Source organism: Caballeronia sp. NCF2, from assembly GCF_023631205.1.
GTDB classification, from domain to species: Bacteria; Pseudomonadota; Gammaproteobacteria; order Burkholderiales; family Burkholderiaceae; genus Caballeronia; species Caballeronia zhejiangensis.
Map to the genome: position 1 here is coordinate 162831 of NZ_JALQDN010000069.1, position 22038 is coordinate 184868.

A 22038-nucleotide genomic window follows, 5' to 3' on the forward strand; every position below is an offset into this window, starting at 1 on the left:
GGCACGTCGCACAGTGCGTGCCACCGCGCCGGCTTACATTGATGACTCGCCGGAGCGTGCCCCGGCGAGGCAGCCCATCGTCATAAAACACACCCGTCAGTACAAGCATTGCCGCCAGCGACGCGCGCGTCGGTTGCCTGGAGACGGGCCCATCGTAGAAAAACGGCAGCCGGGACCATGAAGCTTCTCCATGTCATCGTTGCGCTCAATGCGGACGGCGCTGAACGTATGCTTCAGCGCCTCATCGAGTCGCACATCGAAGATCCGCGATTTCGTCACGTCGTCTGCTCGCTGACGACCACCGGCAAGATCGGCGAAGAACTCGCCGCGCGCGGCATCGACGTTCATAGCCTCGGCATGAAATCCCCGCTCGGCTTTCCGCGCGCGTTGATGCGCCTCGTGAAACTGATCCGCGAAGAACGCCCCGACATCATTCAGACGTGGATGTATCACGCCGACTTTCTCGGCGGGCTCGCCGGACGGATCGCGGCGCACAAGCGCATCGTCTGGGGCGTGCGCACCACCGATGTCCGATCGGGCGGCTCGCGCGTGACCGTGCTGCTGCGCAAGATTTGCGCGTGGCTGTCGTACTACGTGCCGCAGACGATCGTCTGCGCGGCCGAGGCGTCGCGCCGCGCGCATGTGTCGGTCGGCTACGACGCGAGCCGCATGATGGTCGTGCCGAACGGCTTCGACGTCGCGCGCCTGTGCGCCACGCCGGAGCAACGCAGCGCGATCCGCGAGCAATGCGGATTCGGCGAGCGCGACGTCGTCGTCGGCGTGCTCGGACGCTTTCATCCGGTGAAGGATCACCAGAATTTCGTGCGCGCGGCGGGCATGCTGGCCGCGCGTCATCCCGATGTGCGCTTCATGCTCGTCGGCCGCGATCTCGACGCGAACAATCGCGAGCTCGCGGACTGGATCGCGCAGACGGGATTCGCATCGCGCTTCGTGCTGCTCGGCGAGCGGCGCGACGTGCCCGCGTGCCTGTCGGCGATGGATGTGTTCTGCCTGTCGTCGCGCACCGAAGGATTTCCGAATGTCGTCGGCGAAGCGATGGCGATGGCGCTTCCGTGCGTCGTCACCGACGTGGGCGACGCGGCCATGCTCGTCGCGAATACGGGCGTGGTCGTCGAGAAGGAAAACAGCGACGCGCTCGCGGCGGGACTCGATCGCATCGTCGACATGAAACCCGACGAGCGCCTTCGTCTCGGTCAGATGGCGAAAGCGCGCATCCACGCCGAATTCACGATGATGCGCGCGCGCGAGCGTTTCGAAGATATCTACCTGCGGCTCGTCGAAGAGAAATGAGCATCGCATAAGCGCGGCCTATGGCCGGATCGTAAGGAGAACCAATATGTGCGGTATCGTCGGCTTTCTGGGTGGACGCGGCTTCGGCGCGGGCGACTCGAAGACAACGGTGCGGAAGATGGCGCTCGCCATCGCCTATCGCGGCCCCGACGACGCGGGCGACTGGACCGATGATTTGCGCGGCATCGCGCTGGGTCATCGGCGGCTGGCGATCATCGATCTGTCGTCGGCGGGACATCAGCCGATGGCGTCGGGCAGCGGGCGATATGTCATCGCGTTCAATGGCGAGATCTACAACCATCTCGATCTGCGCGACGAGCTCGAAGACACGCAACGCGCGCCGGCGTGGCGCGGCAGCTCCGACACCGAGACGCTCGTCGCGGGCTTCGATGCGTGGGGCATCCAGGCGACGATAGAGCGCGCGGTCGGCATGTTCGCGTTCGCGGTGTGGGACCGGCAGGAATGCCAGCTCACGCTCGCGCGCGACCGGCTCGGCGAAAAGCCGCTCTACTACGGCTGGCAAGGGCAGGGCGAGGAAGCCGCGTTCCTGTTCGGCTCCGAGCTCAAAGGGCTGCGCGAGCATCCCGCGTTCGAGAACAACGTCGATCGCGGCGCGTTGACACTGCAAATCCGCCACGGCTGCGTGCCGTCGCCGTATTCCATTTTCGAGGGCATCCGCAAGCTCGAACCGGGCAAGATGCTCACCGTCTCGCTCGAACGGCGCGAGCCGCGCGTGTGGTCGTACTGGTCGGGCGTCGATGCGGCGGTTAACGGATCCGCACGCGGTTTCGCGGGCAGCGCCGAAGACGCCGTCGATGAACTCGAGCATCTGCTCACGGACGCGATCCGTCAGCAGATGCTTTCCGACGTGCCCCTCGGCGCGTTTCTGTCGGGCGGCGTGGATTCGTCCACGATCGTCGCGCTGATGCAGAAGCAGTCGTCGCGTCCGGTGAAGACCTTCACCATCGGCTTCAACGAAAGCGATTTCGACGAAGCCAAGCTCGCGAAGGCCGTCTCCAGGCATCTCGGCACGGAGCACACCGAGATGTACGTGACGGCGCGCCAGGCGCTCGATGTGATCCCGCGTCTGCCGGAGCTATACGACGAACCGTTCGCTGATTCGTCGCAGGTGCCGACGTTCCTCGTCTCGCAACTCGCGCGGCAGCACGTCACGGTCTCGCTGTCCGGCGATGCCGGCGACGAGCTTTTCTGCGGCTATCAGCGTTACAAGACCGCGCCGGGCATGTGGGACAAGATGACGATGATGCCGGCGCCGTTGCGCAAGCTGGCGGCATCGGGTATAGCCGGAATCTCGCCGAAGCGCTGGAACAGCATGGCGGGCCTGATGGAGCCGATTCTGCCGTCGTCGCTGCGCGGCGTGAAGGTCGGCGACAAGCTGCACAAGGGCGCGGAACTGCTGTCGTGCCAGTCGCGCGACGAGGTGTATCTGCATCTCATGTCGCAATGGAACGACCCCGCCGCGCTCGTGATCGGCGGATACCAGCCGCCCACGCTGATGACCGGCAATGCGCCGGCCTTCACCGGCCTCGACGACGTGCAGCGCATGATGGCGCTCGACATGATTACCTATCTACCCGACGACATTCTCACGAAAGTCGATCGCGCCGCGATGGGCGTGTCGCTCGAAACGCGCGTGCCGTTCCTCGATCATCGCGTCGTGGAGTTCGCGTGGCGTCTGCCGCAATCGATGAAAGTGCGCGACGGACAGACCAAATGGGCGCTGCGCCAGGTGCTCTATCGCCATGTGCCGCGCGCGATGATCGAGCGGCCCAAGCAGGGCTTCGGCGTGCCGATCACGCACTGGCTGCGCGGCGAGCTGCGCGACTGGGCGGAGGCCTTGCTCGATGCGTCGCGGCTGCGTCGCGAGGGCTTCTTCGACGCCGCCACGGTGCGCGCGAAATGGCAGCAGCATCTGTCGGGCGAGCAGAACTGGCATCGTCAGTTGTGGAACGTGCTGATGTTCCAGCAGTGGCTCGAGCACCAGCAGGCATCGTCGATCCCGCTCTTCGCGTCGCACACGGCGGATCTCGCGAGCGTCGCAAGCTGATATCGAATGCGCCGCGCTCGACGCGGTTCGAATGACGAAGGCCTTGATCGGAAGCGATCAAGGCCTTTTTTTATGCGTCGATTGCACGCGCCTCACTGCTCAGGCTTCAGTGCATCGCTGCTTCACCGCTTGACTGCATCGCTAAAACTAAAAAGCCCCGGTCGATTCGACCGGGGCCTTTCGTGATTACGTTCCTACGAACTGCTCAGGATCACTTGTGATGAGTCGTCTGCTCGGCAACCGCGCTGGCAACGACGCTGCGCCGCTGACTGCCGAGGAGCCATCGCGGCGTCTTGAACCGCACGATCGCCGTGTAGAGCCAGACGTACGCCACCGCGAACACGACCGCCGTCACCGCGAGCACCACCGGGTTGTGCCAGAAGAGCGACGCGGGCACGATGCCGATCATGCTCAGCACCCACAGATACGGCGACGTGCGCGCGTTTCTGCGCTGACGCTGACGCGGGTCCGTTCCTTTGCGCACGACTCGCTTGAAGATGAGCGTGTGCAGATGGATGCCGTCGGGCGCGCCGACCGGACGCCCGCGCACGATCCGGCGGCGGTAGATCGAGAAGAGCGTTTCGAAAAGCGGATAAATCGCGACGACCATTGCATACCACGCACAGACGTTCGGATGCCGCGCGACCAGCAGCACGAGCAATTCGGCGATCGTGAAGCCGATGAAATACGCACCGCCGTCACCGAGAAAAATCGACGCAGCCGGATAGTTCCAGATCGCGAAGCCGCCGATCGCGCCGATCATCGTGAGCGCGGTGCTCATCACGAGCAGATCGCCGACTTCATGCGCGACATAGCCGATCGAACCGAAGATCAGAATCGCCACGACGGCGGCGAGTCCGTTGAAACCGTCGATGATATTGACCGCGTTGGTGAGGCCGGCGACCGCGAGCACGGTGAGTCCGATCGCAATGGGCGTGACGGCGAGGATCGGATCGACGAGCGGCAGATCCACACGGCCGACGACGCCGTTGAGAATGAACGCGCCGAGCAGCGCGGCCAGCATCGCGCTCAGGAGCCGCGCCCGCACGCTCACGCGCTTGGTCAGGTCTTCGATCACGCCGCTTCCGAATGCGGGCGCTGCGCAAAGCAGCAGCAAAAGGGACTCGTCGCGCGGATTGCCGCCGAAGATCGCGGCGATGGGAAACGTCACGCAGGCCGCGACCATCAATGCGATGCCGCCGACCCGCGGAACCGGATGAGAATGGTTCTTTTGAACCCCGTTCAAATCATGATCCAGGGAAAGCGCCCCGTAGCGTCCCGCGAATCGAACTATAAGTAGCGTCATGCAGAAAGAACTGATGAAGCCAAGCGCAAGGTTTAACATTTTTTTCACTCACGAAGAGGGCGCATCTCTTTTCGAATATCAATACCCGAAAGCCTATGGTAGGTACAACCCCTGCCATTGTCCACGCATTTATGGCGCTTTAATGTGTGAAACCGAGCCTACTGCGATTTTATTGGGGCTTCCCCCGATTATTCATACAAACCCGAAATTAATAGCGCGTTAAAACACGGATTTCATATAAAGGACTTAATGCGCGCTTTTGAAATTCGCGCCTTGTCCGTACGCAAGCCCACCTTCGCGCGCATATTCTTGTGAGGGCCGGTACGTTTTTCCCTGCGTTAGAGCCCAGCGGGCCGGCGCTGCCGGCACAACAGGCCCGACGAGCCCGTCCCGGCGGGCGAAAAAATGTCCGCAAATCGAACCCAGGCTAAACCGGTTTTCTTCATAGAATTAGCAGTTCGATTAATAGCGATTATATGTGCGGTGCCGCGCATACAACAAGGCGGCCTATGCTACTTTTCGATTTGCTCAAATGGCCCGCATACTCGTTAAATTCTTAAAAGCGGGAAAGCGAACACTCGGTCGCTCTGAAAGGTTCGATAAACAACAAAAATCGTCTGTGGGAATTTCTCTTTTTTTGGGTCGTGTGTTTCAATACGACTGCAATGCCGGGGCGGGATTTTAACGGCCCTGAATGCAGGCCTGAATTCAAGAATAAGGAAATGATGTTTGCGCCCTTAGGGGTGCGCCGCAGGTGTTTCGATCCGCATCCGGTGCGCTTGCCGCGCCGGTCCCATAAGAGCCTGTAACGAGACGTTCTATGAAAGTTAAAAATCAGGCGTCAGCCGTAATGGCCGAGAGCGAGAAAGAGATCGAGCTGACGTCGATTCTCGAAACGCTGGGCCGTCACTGGAAGATGATCGCGGCGACCGTGGCGGTCGTCTTCAGCATCGGGGTGGTGTACGCGTATTTCTCGGCCCCGATTTATCAGGCCGGCATGCTCGTCAGAGTCGACGACTCGAGCAATGGACAGCCGGCCGACTCACGCGACATGGTTCGGACCGCGGCCACGCTGTTCGATCAGCGTGCGACGGCCGAAGGCGAGATCCAGGTCATCGGATCGAAGTTCGTGCTCGGTCCCGTCGTCGATGCGCTCAAGCTGTACATCCAGGCAGCGCCGCATCGCTTCCCGATCATCGGGGGCATGGTCGCCCGCATGAACGATGAAACGTCGACTCCCGGTCTCTTCGGCCGCGGCGGTTACGCATGGGGCGCCGAATCGATCGACGTGTCCGCGTTCGACGTGCCGAAGAAATACGAAGGCAAGGAATACACGCTGCGCTATCTCGGCAACGGCCAGTATCAGGTGCGCGGCCCGGGCGTCGAAACGGGCGTCGGCGGCCAGGTCGGCAGCGTGCAGCGTTTCGACACCGACGCCGGTCCCATCTCGCTGCTCGTGGGCTTCATCCACGGCGAGAAGGGCGTCGAATTCGATCTGACGCGTAACTCGCGCGTGTCCGCTATCGATCGTCTGCAGAATTCGCTGGCGATCGCCGAGCAGGGCAACAAGTCGGGCGTCATCAGCACGACACTGGAAGGCAAGGACCCGGTGCTCGTGGCGGCGACGATCAACGAACTGTCGCGCATGTACGTGAAGCAGAACGCCGATCGTCGCGGGATCAACGCCGAGAAGTCGCTCGAATATCTCGAGCAGCAGCTTCCCGACGCCAAGCGTCAGATGGAAACGGCCGAAGACAACTACAACGCGTATCGCAACAGCCGCACGCTGTTCAATCCGGACGAAGAAGGCCGCATCGTGATGCAGCAGGCTTCGCAAGCGGATGCGCAGTTGCTCGACCTGAAGCGCCGTCGCGCCGACCTGGCCGTGCACTTCTCGCCCTCGCACCCGAGCGTGGTGGTGATCGACCAGCAGATCGCGGCGACCGAGAAGTACATCAACGACCTGGCAGCGCGCGTCAAGGCGATGCCGCAGGCCGAGCAGGGCGCGCTTCGTTTGCAACGCGACGTGCGCATGAGCACCGACGTCTATTCGGCATTGCGCAACAACATTGAAACGATGCGCCTCATCAAAGCCGGCCGCACGCCGACGGTGGAGCTGCTCGACCACGCCGAAGTGCCCGAGCGTCCCGTCAAGCCGGTCAAGGCGCTGGTGCTCGTGATCGCGGCTGGTATCGGTCTGTTCCTCGGCATCGTGATGGCGTTCGCTCGCGACTTCCTGTTCAAGGGCGTGCTCGATCCGAAGGAACTGGAATCGAAGACGGGTCTTTCGGTATTCGCGACGATTCCGGACAGCGAGCGTCAGAAGGAACTCGCGAAGCGCATCGCCGAGAAGAAGCCGGAACAGCTCGCGCTCGCCTCGCGTTACCCGACCGATCCGGCTGTGGAAGGCCTGCGCATGATGCGCTCGTCCCTGCAGTACGCGTTGATGGATGCGCCGAACAACGTCGTGATGCTCGCGGGTCCGCTGCCCGGCATCGGCAAGTCGTTCGTCTCCGCGAACCTGGCGACGCTGCTCGCCGCCGGCGGCAAGCGCGTACTGCTCGTCGACTGCGACCTGCGCCGTGGCCACCTGAACCAGTACTTCGGCCTGCCGCGCGGCAAGGGTCTCGTGGATGTCGTGAACGGTTCGGCCACGCTCGAAGAGACCGTGCATCGCTCGGTGCTGAACAATCTCGACTTCGTCCAGTGCGGCTTCTATCCGCCGGACCCGGCCGAGCTGCTTTTGTCGGACGCATTCACGGAATCGGTGAATCGCGCATCGGCGGAATACGACATCGTGCTGCTCGACGCACCGGCCATTCTGGCGGTGTCCGACACGGCGATCATGGCGCCCGTCGCGGGCTCGATCTTCCTGGTTGCGCGTTATGGGGATACGCGTTCCGGGGAAATCTCGGAGTCCGTGAAGCGGCTCGAACAATCGGGCGCAAGCGTCACCGGCGTGTTGCTCAACGGCTTCAAGGTGCACTACGGCAACTATGCCCAGGCGCGCCAGTACGGCGGCTACGCCTACGCTGCCTACAAGGCCGACAAGGAAGACTAGAGACTGACTCATCCGGCATTTGCTTCAGCTGGACCCCGAATCGAACAGCAGTACTAAATAAACGTCCTGAGTTGCATAACGAGGAGAAGTGAATATGTTCTCGCCGCAAGAGTTGAAACTCGGCATTGTCGGATTGGGCTACGTTGGCCTGCCGCTCGCCGTCGAATTTGGCAAGCGCCATCCCGTCGTGGGCTTCGATATCAATCGCGCGCGCATCAACGCGCTGCGCGAAGGGCGCGATGTCACGCTCGAAGTCGACGATGCCGAGCTGGCTTCCGCGACCTTCATGCAGTACAGCGCCGATGTAGAAGACCTGCGCAGCTGCACCGTGTTCATCGCGACCGTGCCGACACCGATCGATCACTACAAGCGTCCGGACCTGTCGCCGCTGATCGGCGCATCGACGACCATCGGCAGCGTGCTCAAGAAGGGCGACGTCGTCATCTATGAATCGACGGTTTATCCCGGCGCGACCGAAGAAGAGTGCGTCCCGGTGCTCGAAAAGATGTCGGGCCTGAAGTTCAACGAAGACTTCTTCGTCGGCTACAGCCCCGAGCGCATCAACCCGGGCGACAAGTCGCACCGCCTGCCGGACATCAAGAAGGTCACGTCCGGCTCGACGCCCGAAGTGGCCGATTTCGTCGACGAGCTCTATCGCGGCATCATCACGGCCGGCACGCACAAGGCGAGCAGCATCCGCGTCGCCGAAGCGGCCAAGGTGATCGAGAACACGCAGCGCGACGTGAACATTGCGCTGATCAATGAACTGTCGATCATCTTCAACAAGATGAACATCGACACCGAATCCGTGCTGCTCGCGGCCGGCACGAAATGGAACTTCATCCCGTTCCGCCCGGGCCTCGTCGGCGGCCACTGCATCGGCGTGGATCCGTATTACCTGACGCACAAGGCGCAGGCGATCGGCTATCACCCGGAGATCATCCTCGCCGGGCGCCGCCTGAACGACAGCATGGGCAACTATGTCGTCTCGCAGCTCGTGAAGACGATGACCAAGCGCGACATCGCCATTTCGGGTGCGCGCGTGCTCATCATGGGTCTCACGTTCAAGGAGAACTGCCCGGACCTGCGCAACACGCGCGTGGTCGACATCATCGCCGATCTCAAGGAGTACGGCGTCCAGGTCGACGTGTACGACCCGTGGGTCTCGAAGGAAGAGGCGCATCACGAGTACGGCATCGATCCGATCGATCAGCCGGCCAAGGGCGTCTACGATGCGGTCGTGCTCGCGGTGGCGCACAAGCAGTTCGCCGATGAAGGCGCGGAAGGCATTCACGCCTACGGCAAGTCGCAGCACGTGCTGTGCGACCTCAAGTACGTTCTGCCGCCCGAGGCGAGCGACATGCGTCTCTGAGGTTCGGTGGCATCGGCATTGACCGGTGCAGGCCGTCGCACAACATCGCCGCGGTTCGGCTCCCGGAATTTCGGGGGTTGCCCGCGGCGATGTCAACCGGACGTTCGGAGTTCGCAATGAAGATGCCCAAGGTAGTTCTGTACGCCAACACCGATTGGTATCTGTTTAATTTCCGGCTTTCGTTCGCTCGCAAACTGCGCGACGCGGGTTTCGAAGTCATTCTGTTGTCACCCGACGGCGAATACGGCCCGAAGCTGCGCGATCAGGGTTTTCGCTGGCATGCGGTGCCGATGAACCGGCGCAGTCTGAATCCGCTGCGCGAACTGGCGCTCGTGCTCTGGCTCGCGCGCTTCTTCCAGCGCGAAAAGCCGCAACTGGTGCACGGCTTCACGATCAAGAGCGCGGTGTACGGCTCGTTCGCGAGCAAGCTCGCAGGCGTGCCGGCGCGCGTGAACGCGGTCGCGGGGATGGGCTACGTCTTCACGAGCCGCGATCTGAAAGCGCGTATCTTGAAGCCGGTCGTGCGCACGGTGATGCGCTCGGCGCTGAACGGCCGCGACAGCATTCTCGTCCTGCAGAATCCGGACGACATCAAGCTGTTCGAAGCCGCGCGCATCGTCGAGAAGCAGTCGATTCGTCTGATCAAGGGATCGGGCGTCGATCTGACGCGCTTCAAGGTGCGCGAGGCGTCGCCGGACGATGTGGCCAAGCCGCTGCGCATTCTGCTGGCGGCGCGGCTCGTGTGGGACAAGGGCATCGAAGAATATGTGGAGGCGGCGCGCATGCTGCGCCGCGAGAATCGCACCGTGCGCTTCCTGCTCGCGGGTTCGCCCGACGACGGCAACCCGGCATCGGTGAGCACGGCGATGGTGCAGGGCTGGGTGAAGGAAGGGCTCGTCGAATGGCTCGGTCATGTGAGCGACATGCCGAAGCTCTTCACGGAAGTGGATGTGATGGTGCTGCCGAGCTATCGCGAAGGCTTGCCGAAAGCGCTGATCGAAGCCGCGGGCTGCGCGCTGCCGCTCATCACGACGGACGCGCCGGGCTGCCGCGAAGTGGTCAGCGAGTCGGGCGTGGATGGTTTGCAAGTGCCGGTGCGCGATGCACGCGCGCTCGCCGATGCGATCCGCCAGCTCGACGACGACCGCGCGCTCGCGAGAAAGCTGGGCCTCGCCGCGCGCGAGAAGGCACTGAAGAATTTCGACGAACGCATCGTCATCGAGAAGACGCTCGCCGTGTATCGCGAGCTGGTTCCCTCGATCGCGATCGAAGACGAGCGCCGCGAACACGCCGCGCCCGTCGGCAAATTTGGAGACTTTCATGTCTGATCGTTACGAATCGATCCGTCAACAACTGACGCGCACGCCGCAGAAGTGGCTCATTACCGGCGTCGCCGGGTTCATCGGCTCGAATCTGCTCGAAGCGCTGCTGAAACTCGACCAGGACGTCGTCGGGCTCGACAACTTCGCGACCGGGCATCAACGCAATCTCGATGAAGTGCGCTCGCTCGTGACGCCCGCGCAATGGGCGCGCTTTCGCTTCATCGAAGGCGATATCCGTAATCTCGACGATTGCCGCACCGCGGTGACAGGCGTCGCGCACGTTCTGCACGAAGCGGCGCTCGGCTCGGTGCCGCGCTCCGTGAACGATCCGATCACGACGCACGAAGTCAACATCAGCGGCTTTCTGAACATGCTCGTCGCCGCGCGCGACGCGAAAGTCGAGAGCTTCACTTACGCCGCGTCGAGCTCGACGTATGGCGACCATCCGGGCCTGCCGAAAGTCGAGGATCGCATCGGCCAGCCGCTTTCGCCGTATGCGGTGACGAAGTACGCCAACGAGCTGTACGCTTCGGTCTTTGCGCGCACGTACGGGTTGAACGCCATCGGTCTGCGTTACTTCAACGTGTTCGGCAAGCGCCAGGATCCGGACGGCGCGTATGCGGCCGTGATCCCGAAGTGGACGGCCGCGCTCATCGACGACGAACAGGTGACGATCAACGGTGACGGCGAAACGAGCCGCGATTTCTGCTTCATCGACAACGTGGTGCAGATGAACATCCTCGCTGCGCTCTCCGAGCCGCAAGCGCGCAATCAGGTCTACAACGTCGCGGTCGGCGATCGCACGACGCTCAATCAGCTCTATGACGGCTTGAAGCGCGTGCTCGCGGATAACGGCGTCATCAACGAAGGCAGCCCGGTGTATGCGCCGTTCCGCGCGGGCGATGTGCGTCATTCGCAAGCGAACGTCGATAAGGCCGCGCAACTGCTCGGCTATGCGAGCGCCATTCCGCTCGCCGACGGACTCGCGATCGCGATGCCGTGGTACATCCGCTTTCTGTCGCAGCGCCGCGTGCCGGTCGAAGCCGAACTCGCGACGAGGCCCGCATGAAAATAGTCGTTTTCATCTACTCGATGCACGGCGGCGGCGCTGAACGCGTCACTGCCAATCTCGCGAACGAGTGGGCGGCGCTCGGCTGGGAAGTGACCGTCGTCACGCTGACAGCCGGTGAAGGCGATGTCTATCCGTTTCATCCGGGCGTGAAGCGCATCGAGCTGGGGCTCGCGGGCGGCGTCGAGGGCGGCGGCTTCGTGCGTACGCTGCTGTCGAACGCGAAGCGCGTGCGCGCGTTCCGCAAGGTGTTGCGCGAGACGAAGCCTACTGTCGCGCTCGGCGTCATGGCGACGGCCAACGTGCTCGCCGTGCTTGCGGGCATCGGGCTGCCGTACAAGATCATCGCGAGCGAGCACACGCATCCGCCGCGCGCGCCGCTCACGCCGTTCTGGGAGCGTCTGCGGCTCTTGACGTATCGCTTCGCGGACAAGGTCGTCGCGCTCACCGACGAAACCCGCGACTGGATCGAAACGCATTGCCGCGCGACAGACGTCAAGGTGATTCCGCCGCCGTTCACGCTGCCTATCGCGCGAACGAATCCGATCATCGAGCCGAAAAGCGTCGTGAAGGACGGGCGCAAGTTGTTGCTCGCGGTCGGACGGCTCTCACCCGAAAAAGGTTTCGACAGTCTCATCGATGCGTTCAGGAAGATTGCCGGCGCGCTCCCGCAATGGGATCTGGTGATCGTCGGCGAAGGGCTTGCGCGTGCGAGTCTCGAACGCCGTGTCGAAGAGGCGAAGCTGCGCAGCCGCGTGTTTCTGCCTGGCCGCGCGGGCAACGTCGCGGACTGGTACGAGCGCGCCGATCTCTACGTGCTGAGTTCGCACTTCGAGGGCTTCTCGATGACGCTCGTCGAAGCGATGGCGAGCGGCTGCGCGGCCGTGAGCTACGACTGCGATTCGGGTCCGCGCGTGATCGTCACGCACGGCATGAACGGCCTGCTCGTGAACCCGGTCGGCGATGCGAGCGCGCTCGCGAAGTCGCTCGAATCGCTGATGAAGGACGACGCAGAACGTCATCGCATGGCGCTGTGCGCGACGTCGGTCAACGACACGTTCGCGTTGTCGAAGACCATCGCGCTGTGGCAGGAAGTGTTCGAAGAGTCGGGCGTGAAGGTGCCGCGTCGCGCGGAACTCCACGTACCCGCAGCCGGACGATGAGGAGCCACGACCGATGAAGATCATGCTCGTGGTCAGTTCGATGGGAAGCGGCGGCGCGGAGCGCGTCGCGGCCTCGCTCGTCAATGCGTGGGCGCAACGCGGCGATACGGTGACGCTCGTCATCACGTATAGCGGCCGTGGCGCGTGCTTTTATCCGCTCGCGCCGAACGTGCGCTGCGTCTTCCTCGCCGATCGCGTGAAGGCCGGCGCGCGCATGCTGCAATATCCCGCGCGCTTTCGCGCGCTGCGTGCGCTGATCCGCGAAAGCGCGCCCGATGTGGTCGTGTCGTTCCTCTCGAACGTGAACATCACGACGATTCTCGCGACGCGCGGCCTCGGCATTCCGGTGATCGCGAGCGAGCACATCGATCCGTCCGCCGACGGCCGTTCGCAGCTCATGAGCCAGATGTGCCGCTTCGTTTATCCGAGCGCGGACCTGCTCACGCTGCTCACGGACAACATGGAGGCATCGTTCAGGAAGATGGTGCCGCGCGTGAAGCGCATCGAAGTGGTGCCCAATCCGCTGCCGGACGAGTTGTTGCTGTTGCAGCCCGAAACCATCGAGAAGAGCGCGCGCAAGCGGCTCGTCGCGGTCGGGCGTCTCAACACGCAAAAACAGTTCGATCTGCTGATCGATGTATTCGCGACGCTCGCGCCCGAGTTTCCGGACTGGGATCTGTGGATCTGGGGCGAAGGCCCGGAGCGCGCGGTGCTCGAAGCGCAGGTCGCGCAACTGAAGATGAACGAGCGCGTGCTGATGCCCGGCAAGACGACGACGCCTTGGGAAGAGATGGCGCGCTCGGATGCGTTCGTGCTGTCGTCGCGCTACGAAGGTCTGCCGATGGCGATGCTCGAAGGCATGGCGCTCGGCCTCGCGACGGTCGCGTTCGACTGCAAGAGCGGCCCGCGCGAACTCACGCGCGACGGCCAGGACGGTCTGCTCGTGCCTGCCGGCGACAAGGCCGCTCTGATCGATGCGCTGCGCCGCGTGATGTCGGACGAAGCGTTGCGCGCCGAGCTCGGACGCAAGGCGGCGGCATCGGTACGGCAGCGTTATTCGTCGCCGGCGATCCTGCGTCAGTGGGACGCGATCTTCGCGCAACTCGGCGCACGCTCGCGCGGCGGCGAAGGCAAGAGCACGGCTTATGCGCGTGCGGTGACGGGAGAGAAAGCGTAATGGTCGACCGGCGACAAGTGATCCGCTCGCTGCTGATGGGCGCCGTCGCCAGTGGAGCGGGCGTCGCCGGCTTCGACGCGCGCGCGGCGCAGAAACGCGATGTCGTCACCGACAAGTCGTTCGGCGTGAAGGGCGACGGCAAGACGAACGATCGCATCGCGCTGCAGCGGGCCATCGATCAATCCGTCGATTCGACCTTGCTCATCACGGGCAAGTGCCGTATCGACGACAAAGGGCTCGACCTGCGGCGCGATAGTCACCTGCGCTTCGCACCGGGCGCGTCGATCAAGCTGCTGCCGCACGATACGTCGTTCTATTCGATCTTCCGCATCTGGGACGTGAGCAACGTGCTCGTCGAGAACGCGGTGCTCGACGGTAGCAAGGAGCTTAACGCCGCGAAACCGGCGCTGCGTGAAAACGGTCACGGCATGGGCTTTTCGATTGCGGGAAGCACGGAGGTGACGCTCATCTCGCCGAAGACGATCGGCTGCTGGGGCGATGGCATCTATATCGCCAACAGCTACAACGTCGCGTTTAAGTACAGCAGCGGTATTCGCGTGGTGAATCATCATGCGGACCGCTGCCGCAGACAAGGCGTGTCGATCATCAGCGGACGCAACATCGTGTTCGAGAATCCGCTGTGGGAGAACATCGGCGGCACGCAGCCGGAAGCGGGGCTCGACGCGGAGCCGAACAGCAACGCCGATATTCTCGAGAACATTCGCATCGTCAATCCGACGACGCGCAATTGCCGGTACGGGATCATCGTCTGGCTGGAGGAGATCGTCGGGCCGATGCCCAAGCATGTCGATATCGGCATCACGAATCATCGCGACGAAGGCGCGAGCGATGCCGCGTTCGCCGTGTCATCGCTCAAGCTGAATGGGCGCAAGGTGTCCGGGCAGATCGCGAGTCATTCGCCGACATGGGTGAGTCCGAAGATGTCGACAGTGGAAAGCATCGATTACGACAAGGCGGGACCGAAGATCATCGTCACCAACCTGAGGCTCGTGCCATGAAAGCCGCGCCCACACACAATAACTAAAGCGGAAAAAAGGCCAATACGATGCAAGCAACGACAATGAACAATACGGCGCAGCAAAGCGCACAGAGCGCGCAGAGCGAACCGATACGACGCATGACCGGATTCGCGTACTTCATGACGCCATCCGGCTGGGCGTTCCTTGTGCTCGCGGCCACGGCGCTCTCGATCGTCGCGTTCCGCGAGCGCAGCGTCGGCCTAATCTTCGACCAGGAAGCGTACATCCAGTACTTCCGCTCGACCGACTGGCACTGGCTCGTGCAGTTCTATCAGAACCGCGAGTCGGATATGGGCTTTCTCATCAGCCTTATCACGGAAGAGCTGGGCTGGCGCTCGTGGGTCATCCTCCTCAATGCGTTCGGCGTGTCGCCCGAAGGCGGCATCCGCATTACGGTGGTGCTGCTTAACCTGGTCGTGATGTATTCGCTGTTGCAGACGCGCAGGCCGCTCATCGGTCTCGTTCTGTGGCTCGTGATTCCGTATGCGCTCGCTACGGTCGGTCTGTTCCAGATCCGCCAGGGCTTCGGTCTTGCCATCGCGATGCTCTTCGCGCTGCGCTTCAACAAGCCGACCATCGGCATGGGGCTCGCGAGCTTCGTGCACACGACCTTCGCGGTGCCTACAGCGTTCCTGATGACCGCCGGTTTCATCGGCGAGCAAAGGAAAGCGCGCGCGCTCGTCGCGGTGAGCGTGGTGGCGATCGTGCTTGCGTCGGCGGCGAAGTTTCTGTTTGCGACCTACGGCGGCCGTCGTATCGACGAGTACTCGGGCTATCAGGAAAACTTCACGATCAAGCTGCTGTCGCTGCTGCTGTTCTACACGATGGCATCGGTCATGGTGCTCTACTCGACGTGGCGCGCGCAGGATACGCAGCGTCAGCGCGCATTCACGCGGCTGTCGATCATGCATGTCGGACTCTTCGTGTATCTCGTCGTTGCGTTCTTCGTGTTTCCGTTCGCGAAGGGCCGCGTCTGGTATTGCGTGCCGCTGCTGCTGCCGTTCCTCGCGCCCGAGATCAAGTTCAAGAACGCGATGGTTCTGGTCATCACCTTCGGCGTGTTCGTGGCCGTCGCAGCCGACGCCACGAAGAGTTATTTCGAAGGCGTCTATCACTACTTCCTGATGCCCTGACGACGATGTCCTACTTCCTGATTTCGCTCGATTTCGAACTGATGTGGGGCGTGCGCGACCATCGCTCGATCGCCACATACGGAAAGAACATTCTCGGCGTGCGCGAGGCGATTCCGGCGATGCTCGACATGTTCACGAAGTATCGCGTGAAGGCGACGTGGGCGACGGTCGGCATGCTGCTGTTCGATAACAAAAAGGACCTGCTCGCGAATCTGCCCGACGTCCGGCCGACTTATACCGATACGAAGCTGAGTCCATACGCCAACGGTTATCTCGATTCGATCGGCGATAACGAAAAGAGCGATCCGTACCACTATGGTCTGTCGCTCGCGCGTCGGATCGTCGATACCGAAGGCAGCGAGCTCGCGAGCCATACGTTCTGCCATTACTACGCACTCGAAGCAGGGCAGAACAGGGCGCAGTTCGCCGCCGACATGGAAGCATCGGTCGCATCGATCCGGCGTCTCGCCGATCCGCCCGCGAGCATCGTGTTTCCGCGCAATCAGGTGAACAACGCGTATCTGTCGGTGTGCGCGGAGCAAGGGCTCGTCGCGTATCGCGGCACGGAGCGCAGCTGGATGTATCGCGAAACCTCGCGCGCCGATGAAGCGGCGATGCGCCGCGCGGCGCGTCTCGTCGATACGTACATCAATATCTCAGGCGATCACGCGTTCGATCCGCGCCCGGCTCGCGGACTCATCGACGTGCGTTCGAGCCGCTTCCTGCGTCCATATGCGCGCAACAAGCGCGCGCTCGAATGGCTGCGCATCCATCGGATCAAGCAGTCGATGACGTCGGCGGCGCGCACGGGGCGTTCGTTCCACTTGTGGTGGCATCCGCATAACTTCGGTGCGAATCTGGCCGAGAACCTCGGCGTCCTCGAAGCGGTGCTGAACCATCACGTGTACTTGAGAGAGACCTACGGCATGCAGCCCGCGACCATGGCGGAAGTCGCGCGGGCGACGCAATCGGAAGAAAACCGGCTTGCGGAGATGGAATTCGGTTTGTTCGTATGACGAAGTAATCAGGAAAGACAAGACGCTAGAAAATAACCCGCACCGCGGGCGCGATGCAATGGCGATGTCCATTGCATCGCGCTGGCGCGTGCGCGGCAAAAAAGAAGTTCTTGGGGGAAGCGCGATGAACTTTCGTAACGACATCAACGGCCTGCGCGCGTTCGCGGTTCTCGCGGTCGTCCTTTTCCACTTCGATGTGCCCGGCTTCAAAGGCGGCTTTCTCGGCGTCGACGTGTTCTTCGTGATCTCCGGTTATCTGATGACGAGCATCATCTTCAGACGCCTTTCGAAGGACAGGTTCTCGGTGCTCGAATTCTATGGCGATCGAGCGCGGCGCATCATTCCGGCGCTCGCGTTTCTTTGCTTCGCGCTCGGTGTGTTCGGCTGGCTGATATTCCTGCCTTCCGAGTTTCGCGCGTTCGGCAAGGCGGCGGGATCGAGCCTCGGCTTCTTTTCGAACATCGTTTACTGGCGCGAAGCGGGTTACTTCGATACGCGCTCGCATCTGAAATGGCTGCTGCATACGTGGTCGCTTTCCGTCGAGTGGCAGTTCTATCTGCTGTATCCGCTCGGCATTCTGCTCGTGCGCAAGCTCTTCGGGCGACGCGGGACGAAGATCGCGCTCGTCGGCGCCGCGCTCGTTTCGTTCGCGGCGTGCGTCTATCTCTCCGATCCGACGAAATGGCCGACGGCCGCGTTCTTCCTGCTGCCGACGCGCGCATGGGAAATGATCGCGGGCGGGCTCGTCTATCTGTTCCCGTTGACGGCGGGCAGGCCCGTGCGCCGCACGCTGGAATGCATCGGCCTCGCGATGATCGCGTACGGCGCGGTCATGTTCAACGAGAACAACGAATGGCCGGGCTACCTCGCGCTCGTGCCGGTGCTCGGCACGGCGTTCGTGATTCTCGCGGCGCGCAGGCATTCGATCTTCACGGGCAATCCGCTCGCGCAGTTCATCGGCAAGATTTCGTACTCGGTCTATCTCTGGCACTGGCCGTTCGTCGTCGCGCTCACGTACTTCGACAGGGAAGGTTCGCTGCGCTGGCGCGCGGCCGCGATCGCGGGCGGCTTCGTCATGGGCTATCTGTCGTATGCGCTCGTCGAGTCGAAGACCAGGAAGCCGCCGGCGCGAGACGAGGCGCGCGCCTTTCCGCGCTTCATCACGCTGCGTCCGATTCTCGCGTTCACGCTGCTGCTGGCAATCGGCGGCGGCAGCATCTATGCGAGCCAGGGCGTGCCGAATCGCTTCGACCGTTCGGTGTTCATCGCCGATAGCGAGACCTACGACACGAATCCGCATCGCACGAAGTGTCACATGATGATCGATCCGTGCGATGTCGCCAACAAGCAGAAGGAGAGCCGCGTCGTGGTGCTCGGCGACAGTCACGCGGAAGCGATCGCCGAAGCGGTCGTCGACGCCGTGCCGAACGGCAAGCCCGATGATGTGCTGCTCATCACGATAGAAGGTTGCCCGACGATCTACGGCATTCGCCGCGGCAATGGCGATTGCTTCGATCAGGACCGCAAGTACATCGATATCCTGAGCCGCGATCAGAGCGCGAAGACGCCGGTCATCATCGCGAATCACTGGTCGCAGTACTGGTCCGGTCCGACGATGGACGACTTCGCGTTCGTCAATCCGGAGCAGCCGGCGCAGACATCGACGCCGTTCACGACGGAGTTGTATCGCGAGCACTTGCTATCGACCGTTTGCCGCATCTCGAAGATTCGCCCGGTCTATCTCGTCGAACCGATTCCCGAGTTCGACTTCAACGTGCCGCTGACGCTCGCGCGCGAGAAGATGCGGGATCCGAAGGCGCCCGATCTGTCGATCACCATGTCGGATTACGTTCAGCGCAATGGCGCGTTGCTGCAGGCGATGCATCAGGCACACGATCAATGCGGCATCCATCTGCTCGACCCGCGTCCGTTCCTGTGCCCGGACGGCAAGTGCATGGGCTCGCACGATGGCCGGCCGCTTTATTCCGACTTCCATCACATGAGCGAATACGGCAACCGCTTCCTCGTGCCGATGTTCCGGCGCGTCTTCGAACAAGGTTGAAAGCAGGTGCTTATTGCGGCGTGCCGGTATCGTGCTGCGCGTCGTTGCCGGTGAACGGCGGCGCATAGCGCGTCCAGAAGATATAGCTCGCGAGCACCGCGATCGCGCCGATGCCGGTCGCGAGCAGCACGCCCTGCGCGCCGTAGTAGCGCACGAGAATGACGTTGCCGATGATCTTCGTCGCGAAGCCGATCAGCGAAATGACGGAGATCGCGCGATAGCGCGTCTCGCTCGCGAACAGCTGCACGAGCACGCACATGCCGAAGTAGAACGGCACTTGCAGCAGCCCGTAGCGAAAGAGCGTGGTGACGGCGATGGTGTCGTCGGCGGTGAACGCGCCTTTCTGAAACAGCAGCTTCACGACGTACGGCGCGAGCGCATACGCGAGGATGCTGCCGGTCAGGCCCAGTACGGTCATGATGCCGGACCACTTCAGCGCGGTGCTGCGTGCGCGCGCATGATCGCCGCGATGAAGAATCTCCGCGAGAATCGGCAAGGTCGCGCGCGTGATCGCAAGCGCGCCCATGCTGAGCACGAGCGAGAGCAGCCGGTTCGCGTAGCCGAGCGTCGCGATGGCGCCGTCGCCTTGCTGCGCCATGAAGTACTGATCGATCGGAAGCCACAGACTCGCGACGACCGCGCCGATCGTGAGCATGCCCATCGAGCGGATCGTCGATGGCCACTGCTTCGCGCGCATCGAAACGCGCGGCCGGGCGGGCATCGTGTCGGCGCGCCTGGCGAGCACGCGCAGCCACGCGGCCTGCACGACGAAGCCGAGCGACGTCCCCATGACGAGCGGAAAAATCGATTCGTTGTTGCGCGCGGCAAGCACGAAGACCAGCAGGCCGATGGCCGGCACGCATTCGAGCAAGGTGTTGATGTGCTTGCCCGACGCCTGCAGCCGCGACGACGAAATGCAGATCGTGAAGGTCAGCACGCCGACCGGCGTCATGCTGATGATCATCGCGCGGCACATGTCGCGTGTGGACTCGGCGAGACTGCCCGCGATGACATCGGCGAGATGAGGCCAGAAAAGCCATAGCAGAAGCGACGAGCCGAGGCCGAGCACGAGGCCCACGCCTTCCAGCTCGCCGAGAAAACCGTTGCGCTGCGACCTGTCTTCCTGAAGCGAGACGAGCGCGGGAACGAGCAGCACGGCGAGCACGTTCGTGAGCATCGTCGGCAGCCAGGTGACGAGCGTGAGCGCGAACTGATAGGCGTCGACCGTGCCGCTGATCCCGTAGCGATACGCGATCGCCATTTCCTTCGACGCGCCGATGCACTTCCCGGCGATCACGAAGATCAGCAGGACGACCGCGCTTCTTGCGATTCTCTTGTGATCCTGATGTACGCCGCCGAGACGTCGTCTCACCGATTGCACTGCTGCGCTCAGCACGGGTCCTCCTGCGTGGGAGCCTTTCGCCGCATGGCCTGACGTCGAAACGAAAGCGCCATGCGACAGAAATCACGCGAAGGCCCGCGGCTTTCGCGTGAAAGAGGAGAGCGTGCACCAAAACGGGCGGCGTGACTGTTCGCTAAGGCACCTCGCCATGCCGAAGCCGGTCCTTCATACCGCGCCTGTCTGCCACGGACGCATGATGTAGCGCGCCGCCCGCTCGGGCGTGGCGTCGTCGGTCAGAATGCGCGCCGGGCAGCCGGCCACCGTGACGTTCGGCGGAATATCCTTCGTCACGACGCTGCCCGCGCCGATCGTCACGTTGTCGCCGATGGTCACGTCTTCGATGATGCAGACGTTCGGCCCGATATACACGTTGTTGCCGATGGTCGCCGCCTTGCCGTGATTCGATCCGATGGTCACGCCCTGCGAGATGTTGCAGTTCGCGCCGATGACCGCCGTCGGGTTTACCGCGATCGTGCCGATATGACTGATATAGAAGCCCGGCCCGATGCGCGTGCGCGGACTGATGACGAATCCGAAGCGGCGCTGCTTCAGACGCACGATGTGGTTGAGCACGAGGCGCATGGGCCGCGACGACGCGGCGCTCGCGAGGCGCAGCCAGAACATGTAGTTGAACCCTTCGTTCAGCATCAGTTGCTCGAGAAGGAGCATGACGCTGTACTCGCCCGTATAGCGATAGAGATCGCTTTTGATCAGATCAAAGGTTTTCATCGCGGTGTATCCGCTGGTCGTGTGATTTCTTGTAATACCTCCGGCCGGAATCGGCCGTTCCCCCAACTGTGCTGAGCGCACCAAATCCGAGACTAGTCTTTCTGTCCAACCGGATCAGTGCGAAACGGAACATATGACCGGCTGGCAATCGAAACGATTCCAACTTTCGCCTGTTTTGTCTGTTGAATAAACCCGTTTCTTTAATCAGATCATTAGGGTTTCGGTCGAATCCCAGGCTGCGCGCGGGATTCAGCGGAAAATGATCCGATTCGTAAAAACCCGATAAGGGTATGCCCTGTAGGGTCTTTCGTCTTTTGAATGAAAAAAGTTTTTGGACCGCACTTACAAAATCCGATTCGTCGGATGAAATCGTTTAAAACGGTGCTTACTTGAATGTAATGTTGGGACTGCAACCGTGCAGAAGCGGCAATTTTGGTGCGCGTCTCGATAATCGTCGGCGGATTGACCGGTCAATAAGGCGAAATAATCGGCGGATTGTTGCTCGTTTCGGCATACGAAAGGCGCTCTGCAAGCCCCACCGGGCCTTCCGAGGCGATAGCTCGCGCTCTCGGCGGGTGAACGTTCGTGTCGTTATAATCGATTCTTCAGACGATTATTAGTCATCGTACCTCAACTGGTTTGAAGTGGTGTTATTCATCTACGGTATTAACATTAAAAAAGCGGTAGATTAATTTACTCGCCGTCGATTAAAAGCGGAAATACACAGCAATAAAGACGCGGAAAAGCAAAATAATAAGTTACAAGCGTACATTTTGTAACAAGTGCCGGGTAGAAACGCCTCGTAAC

At 62.1% G+C, this 22038-nt stretch carries 15 protein-coding genes; 12 read left to right on the forward strand and 3 right to left on the reverse strand.

Annotated elements, in window-relative coordinates; genetic code table 11:
• Positions 1 to 177: 177 nt before the first annotated feature.
• Both NCS02_RS28010 and asnB read left to right on the forward strand, forming a co-directional pair.
• Entirely contained in the window at positions 178 to 1311 is a 1134-nt protein-coding gene (locus NCS02_RS28010) for a glycosyltransferase family 4 protein (protein ID WP_008346158.1), read from the forward strand.
• A gap of 46 nt (positions 1312 to 1357) precedes the next feature.
• A complete protein-coding gene (gene asnB, locus NCS02_RS28015) occupies positions 1358 to 3379 on the forward strand; it encodes an asparagine synthase (glutamine-hydrolyzing) (RefSeq protein WP_008346159.1) in 2022 nt (673 codons plus the stop codon).
• Between the two features lie 211 nt (positions 3380 to 3590).
• Here the strand turns inward: asnB and NCS02_RS28020 are convergent, their stop codons facing one another.
• Complete coding sequence (locus NCS02_RS28020; RefSeq protein ID WP_033536894.1) at positions 3591 to 4724, reverse strand: MraY family glycosyltransferase; 1134 nt, start codon at positions 4722 to 4724, stop codon at positions 3591 to 3593.
• Between the two features lie 781 nt (positions 4725 to 5505).
• On the opposite strand from NCS02_RS28020, the gene NCS02_RS28025 reads away from it, so the two are divergent.
• The 10 genes from NCS02_RS28025 (at position 5506) to NCS02_RS28070 (ending at position 19100) form a co-directional block, all read left to right on the forward strand.
• Positions 5506 to 7746: a polysaccharide biosynthesis tyrosine autokinase gene (locus NCS02_RS28025; RefSeq protein ID WP_033536895.1), complete on the forward strand. Its 2241-nt coding sequence runs from the start codon at positions 5506 to 5508 to the stop codon at positions 7744 to 7746.
• 94 nt (positions 7747 to 7840) lie between these two features.
• Complete coding sequence (gene tviB / locus NCS02_RS28030) at positions 7841 to 9118, forward strand: Vi polysaccharide biosynthesis UDP-N-acetylglucosamine C-6 dehydrogenase TviB (protein ID WP_008346170.1); 1278 nt, start codon at positions 7841 to 7843, stop codon at positions 9116 to 9118.
• Positions 9119 to 9234: 116 nt separating this feature from the next.
• Entirely contained in the window at positions 9235 to 10446 is a 1212-nt protein-coding gene (locus tag NCS02_RS28035) for a glycosyltransferase family 4 protein (RefSeq protein WP_250523377.1), read from the forward strand.
• Positions 10439 to 11509, forward strand: coding sequence for an SDR family oxidoreductase (locus tag NCS02_RS28040; protein WP_250441632.1), 1071 nt, complete (start codon positions 10439 to 10441; stop codon positions 11507 to 11509). Before NCS02_RS28035 ends, NCS02_RS28040 begins: the two co-directional genes overlap by 8 nt.
• Positions 11506 to 12672 carry a glycosyltransferase family 4 protein gene (locus NCS02_RS28045; RefSeq protein ID WP_250520216.1) on the forward strand — a complete coding sequence of 389 codons (1167 nt, stop codon included), beginning with the start codon at positions 11506 to 11508 and terminating at the stop codon, positions 12670 to 12672. The genes NCS02_RS28040 and NCS02_RS28045 overlap by 4 nt, the downstream gene beginning before the upstream one ends.
• 13 nt (positions 12673 to 12685) lie before the next feature.
• Complete coding sequence (locus NCS02_RS28050) at positions 12686 to 13849, forward strand: glycosyltransferase family 4 protein (RefSeq protein WP_008346177.1); 1164 nt, start codon at positions 12686 to 12688, stop codon at positions 13847 to 13849.
• Complete coding sequence (locus tag NCS02_RS28055; protein ID WP_008346179.1) at positions 13849 to 14868, forward strand: hypothetical protein; 1020 nt, start codon at positions 13849 to 13851, stop codon at positions 14866 to 14868. Before NCS02_RS28050 ends, NCS02_RS28055 begins: the two co-directional genes overlap by 1 nt.
• A gap of 47 nt (positions 14869 to 14915) precedes the next feature.
• Positions 14916 to 16022 carry an EpsG family protein gene (locus NCS02_RS28060; RefSeq protein WP_235366307.1) on the forward strand — a complete coding sequence of 369 codons (1107 nt, stop codon included), beginning with the start codon at positions 14916 to 14918 and terminating at the stop codon, positions 16020 to 16022.
• A 5-nt stretch (positions 16023 to 16027) separates the two neighbouring features.
• Positions 16028 to 17038, forward strand: a complete 1011-nt coding sequence (locus NCS02_RS28065) for a polysaccharide deacetylase family protein (protein ID WP_250520217.1) — start codon at positions 16028 to 16030, stop codon at positions 17036 to 17038.
• 124 nt (positions 17039 to 17162) lie between these two features.
• The gene (locus NCS02_RS28070; protein ID WP_250441634.1) at positions 17163 to 19100 is read left to right on the forward strand and encodes an acyltransferase family protein; all 1938 of its coding nucleotides are present in this window, start codon (positions 17163 to 17165) and stop codon (positions 19098 to 19100) included.
• A gap of 10 nt (positions 19101 to 19110) precedes the next feature.
• On the opposite strand, the gene murJ is transcribed toward NCS02_RS28070, so the two are convergent.
• Together murJ and NCS02_RS28080 are read right to left on the reverse strand one after the other, a co-directional pair.
• Positions 19111 to 20496, reverse strand: coding sequence for a murein biosynthesis integral membrane protein MurJ (gene murJ / locus NCS02_RS28075; RefSeq protein ID WP_250520218.1), 1386 nt, complete (start codon positions 20494 to 20496; stop codon positions 19111 to 19113).
• Between the two features lie 171 nt (positions 20497 to 20667).
• On the reverse strand, positions 20668 to 21231 hold the full coding sequence (locus NCS02_RS28080) for a serine O-acetyltransferase (protein WP_008346189.1): 564 nt from the start codon (positions 21229 to 21231) through the stop codon (positions 20668 to 20670).
• Between the last annotated feature and the right edge of the window lie 807 nt (positions 21232 to 22038).

Coding starts and splice junctions, on each gene's coding strand:
- NCS02_RS28010 (WP_008346158.1), top strand. CDS start 178: ATGAAGCTTCTCCATGTCATCGTTGCGCTCAATGCGGACGGCGCTGAA.
- asnB (WP_008346159.1), top strand. CDS start 1,358: ATGTGCGGTATCGTCGGCTTTCTGGGTGGACGCGGCTTCGGCGCGGGC.
- NCS02_RS28020 (WP_033536894.1), bottom strand. CDS start 4,724: ATGTTAAACCTTGCGCTTGGCTTCATCAGTTCTTTCTGCATGACGCTA.
- NCS02_RS28025 (WP_033536895.1), top strand. CDS start 5,506: ATGAAAGTTAAAAATCAGGCGTCAGCCGTAATGGCCGAGAGCGAGAAA.
- tviB (WP_008346170.1), top strand. CDS start 7,841: ATGTTCTCGCCGCAAGAGTTGAAACTCGGCATTGTCGGATTGGGCTAC.
- NCS02_RS28035 (WP_250523377.1), top strand. CDS start 9,235: ATGAAGATGCCCAAGGTAGTTCTGTACGCCAACACCGATTGGTATCTG.
- NCS02_RS28040 (WP_250441632.1), top strand. CDS start 10,439: ATGTCTGATCGTTACGAATCGATCCGTCAACAACTGACGCGCACGCCG.
- NCS02_RS28045 (WP_250520216.1), top strand. CDS start 11,506: ATGAAAATAGTCGTTTTCATCTACTCGATGCACGGCGGCGGCGCTGAA.
- NCS02_RS28050 (WP_008346177.1), top strand. CDS start 12,686: ATGAAGATCATGCTCGTGGTCAGTTCGATGGGAAGCGGCGGCGCGGAG.
- NCS02_RS28055 (WP_008346179.1), top strand. CDS start 13,849: ATGGTCGACCGGCGACAAGTGATCCGCTCGCTGCTGATGGGCGCCGTC.
- NCS02_RS28060 (WP_235366307.1), top strand. CDS start 14,916: ATGCAAGCAACGACAATGAACAATACGGCGCAGCAAAGCGCACAGAGC.
- NCS02_RS28065 (WP_250520217.1), top strand. CDS start 16,028: ATGTCCTACTTCCTGATTTCGCTCGATTTCGAACTGATGTGGGGCGTG.
- NCS02_RS28070 (WP_250441634.1), top strand. CDS start 17,163: ATGAACTTTCGTAACGACATCAACGGCCTGCGCGCGTTCGCGGTTCTC.
- NCS02_RS28080 (WP_008346189.1), bottom strand. CDS start 21,231: ATGAAAACCTTTGATCTGATCAAAAGCGATCTCTATCGCTATACGGGC.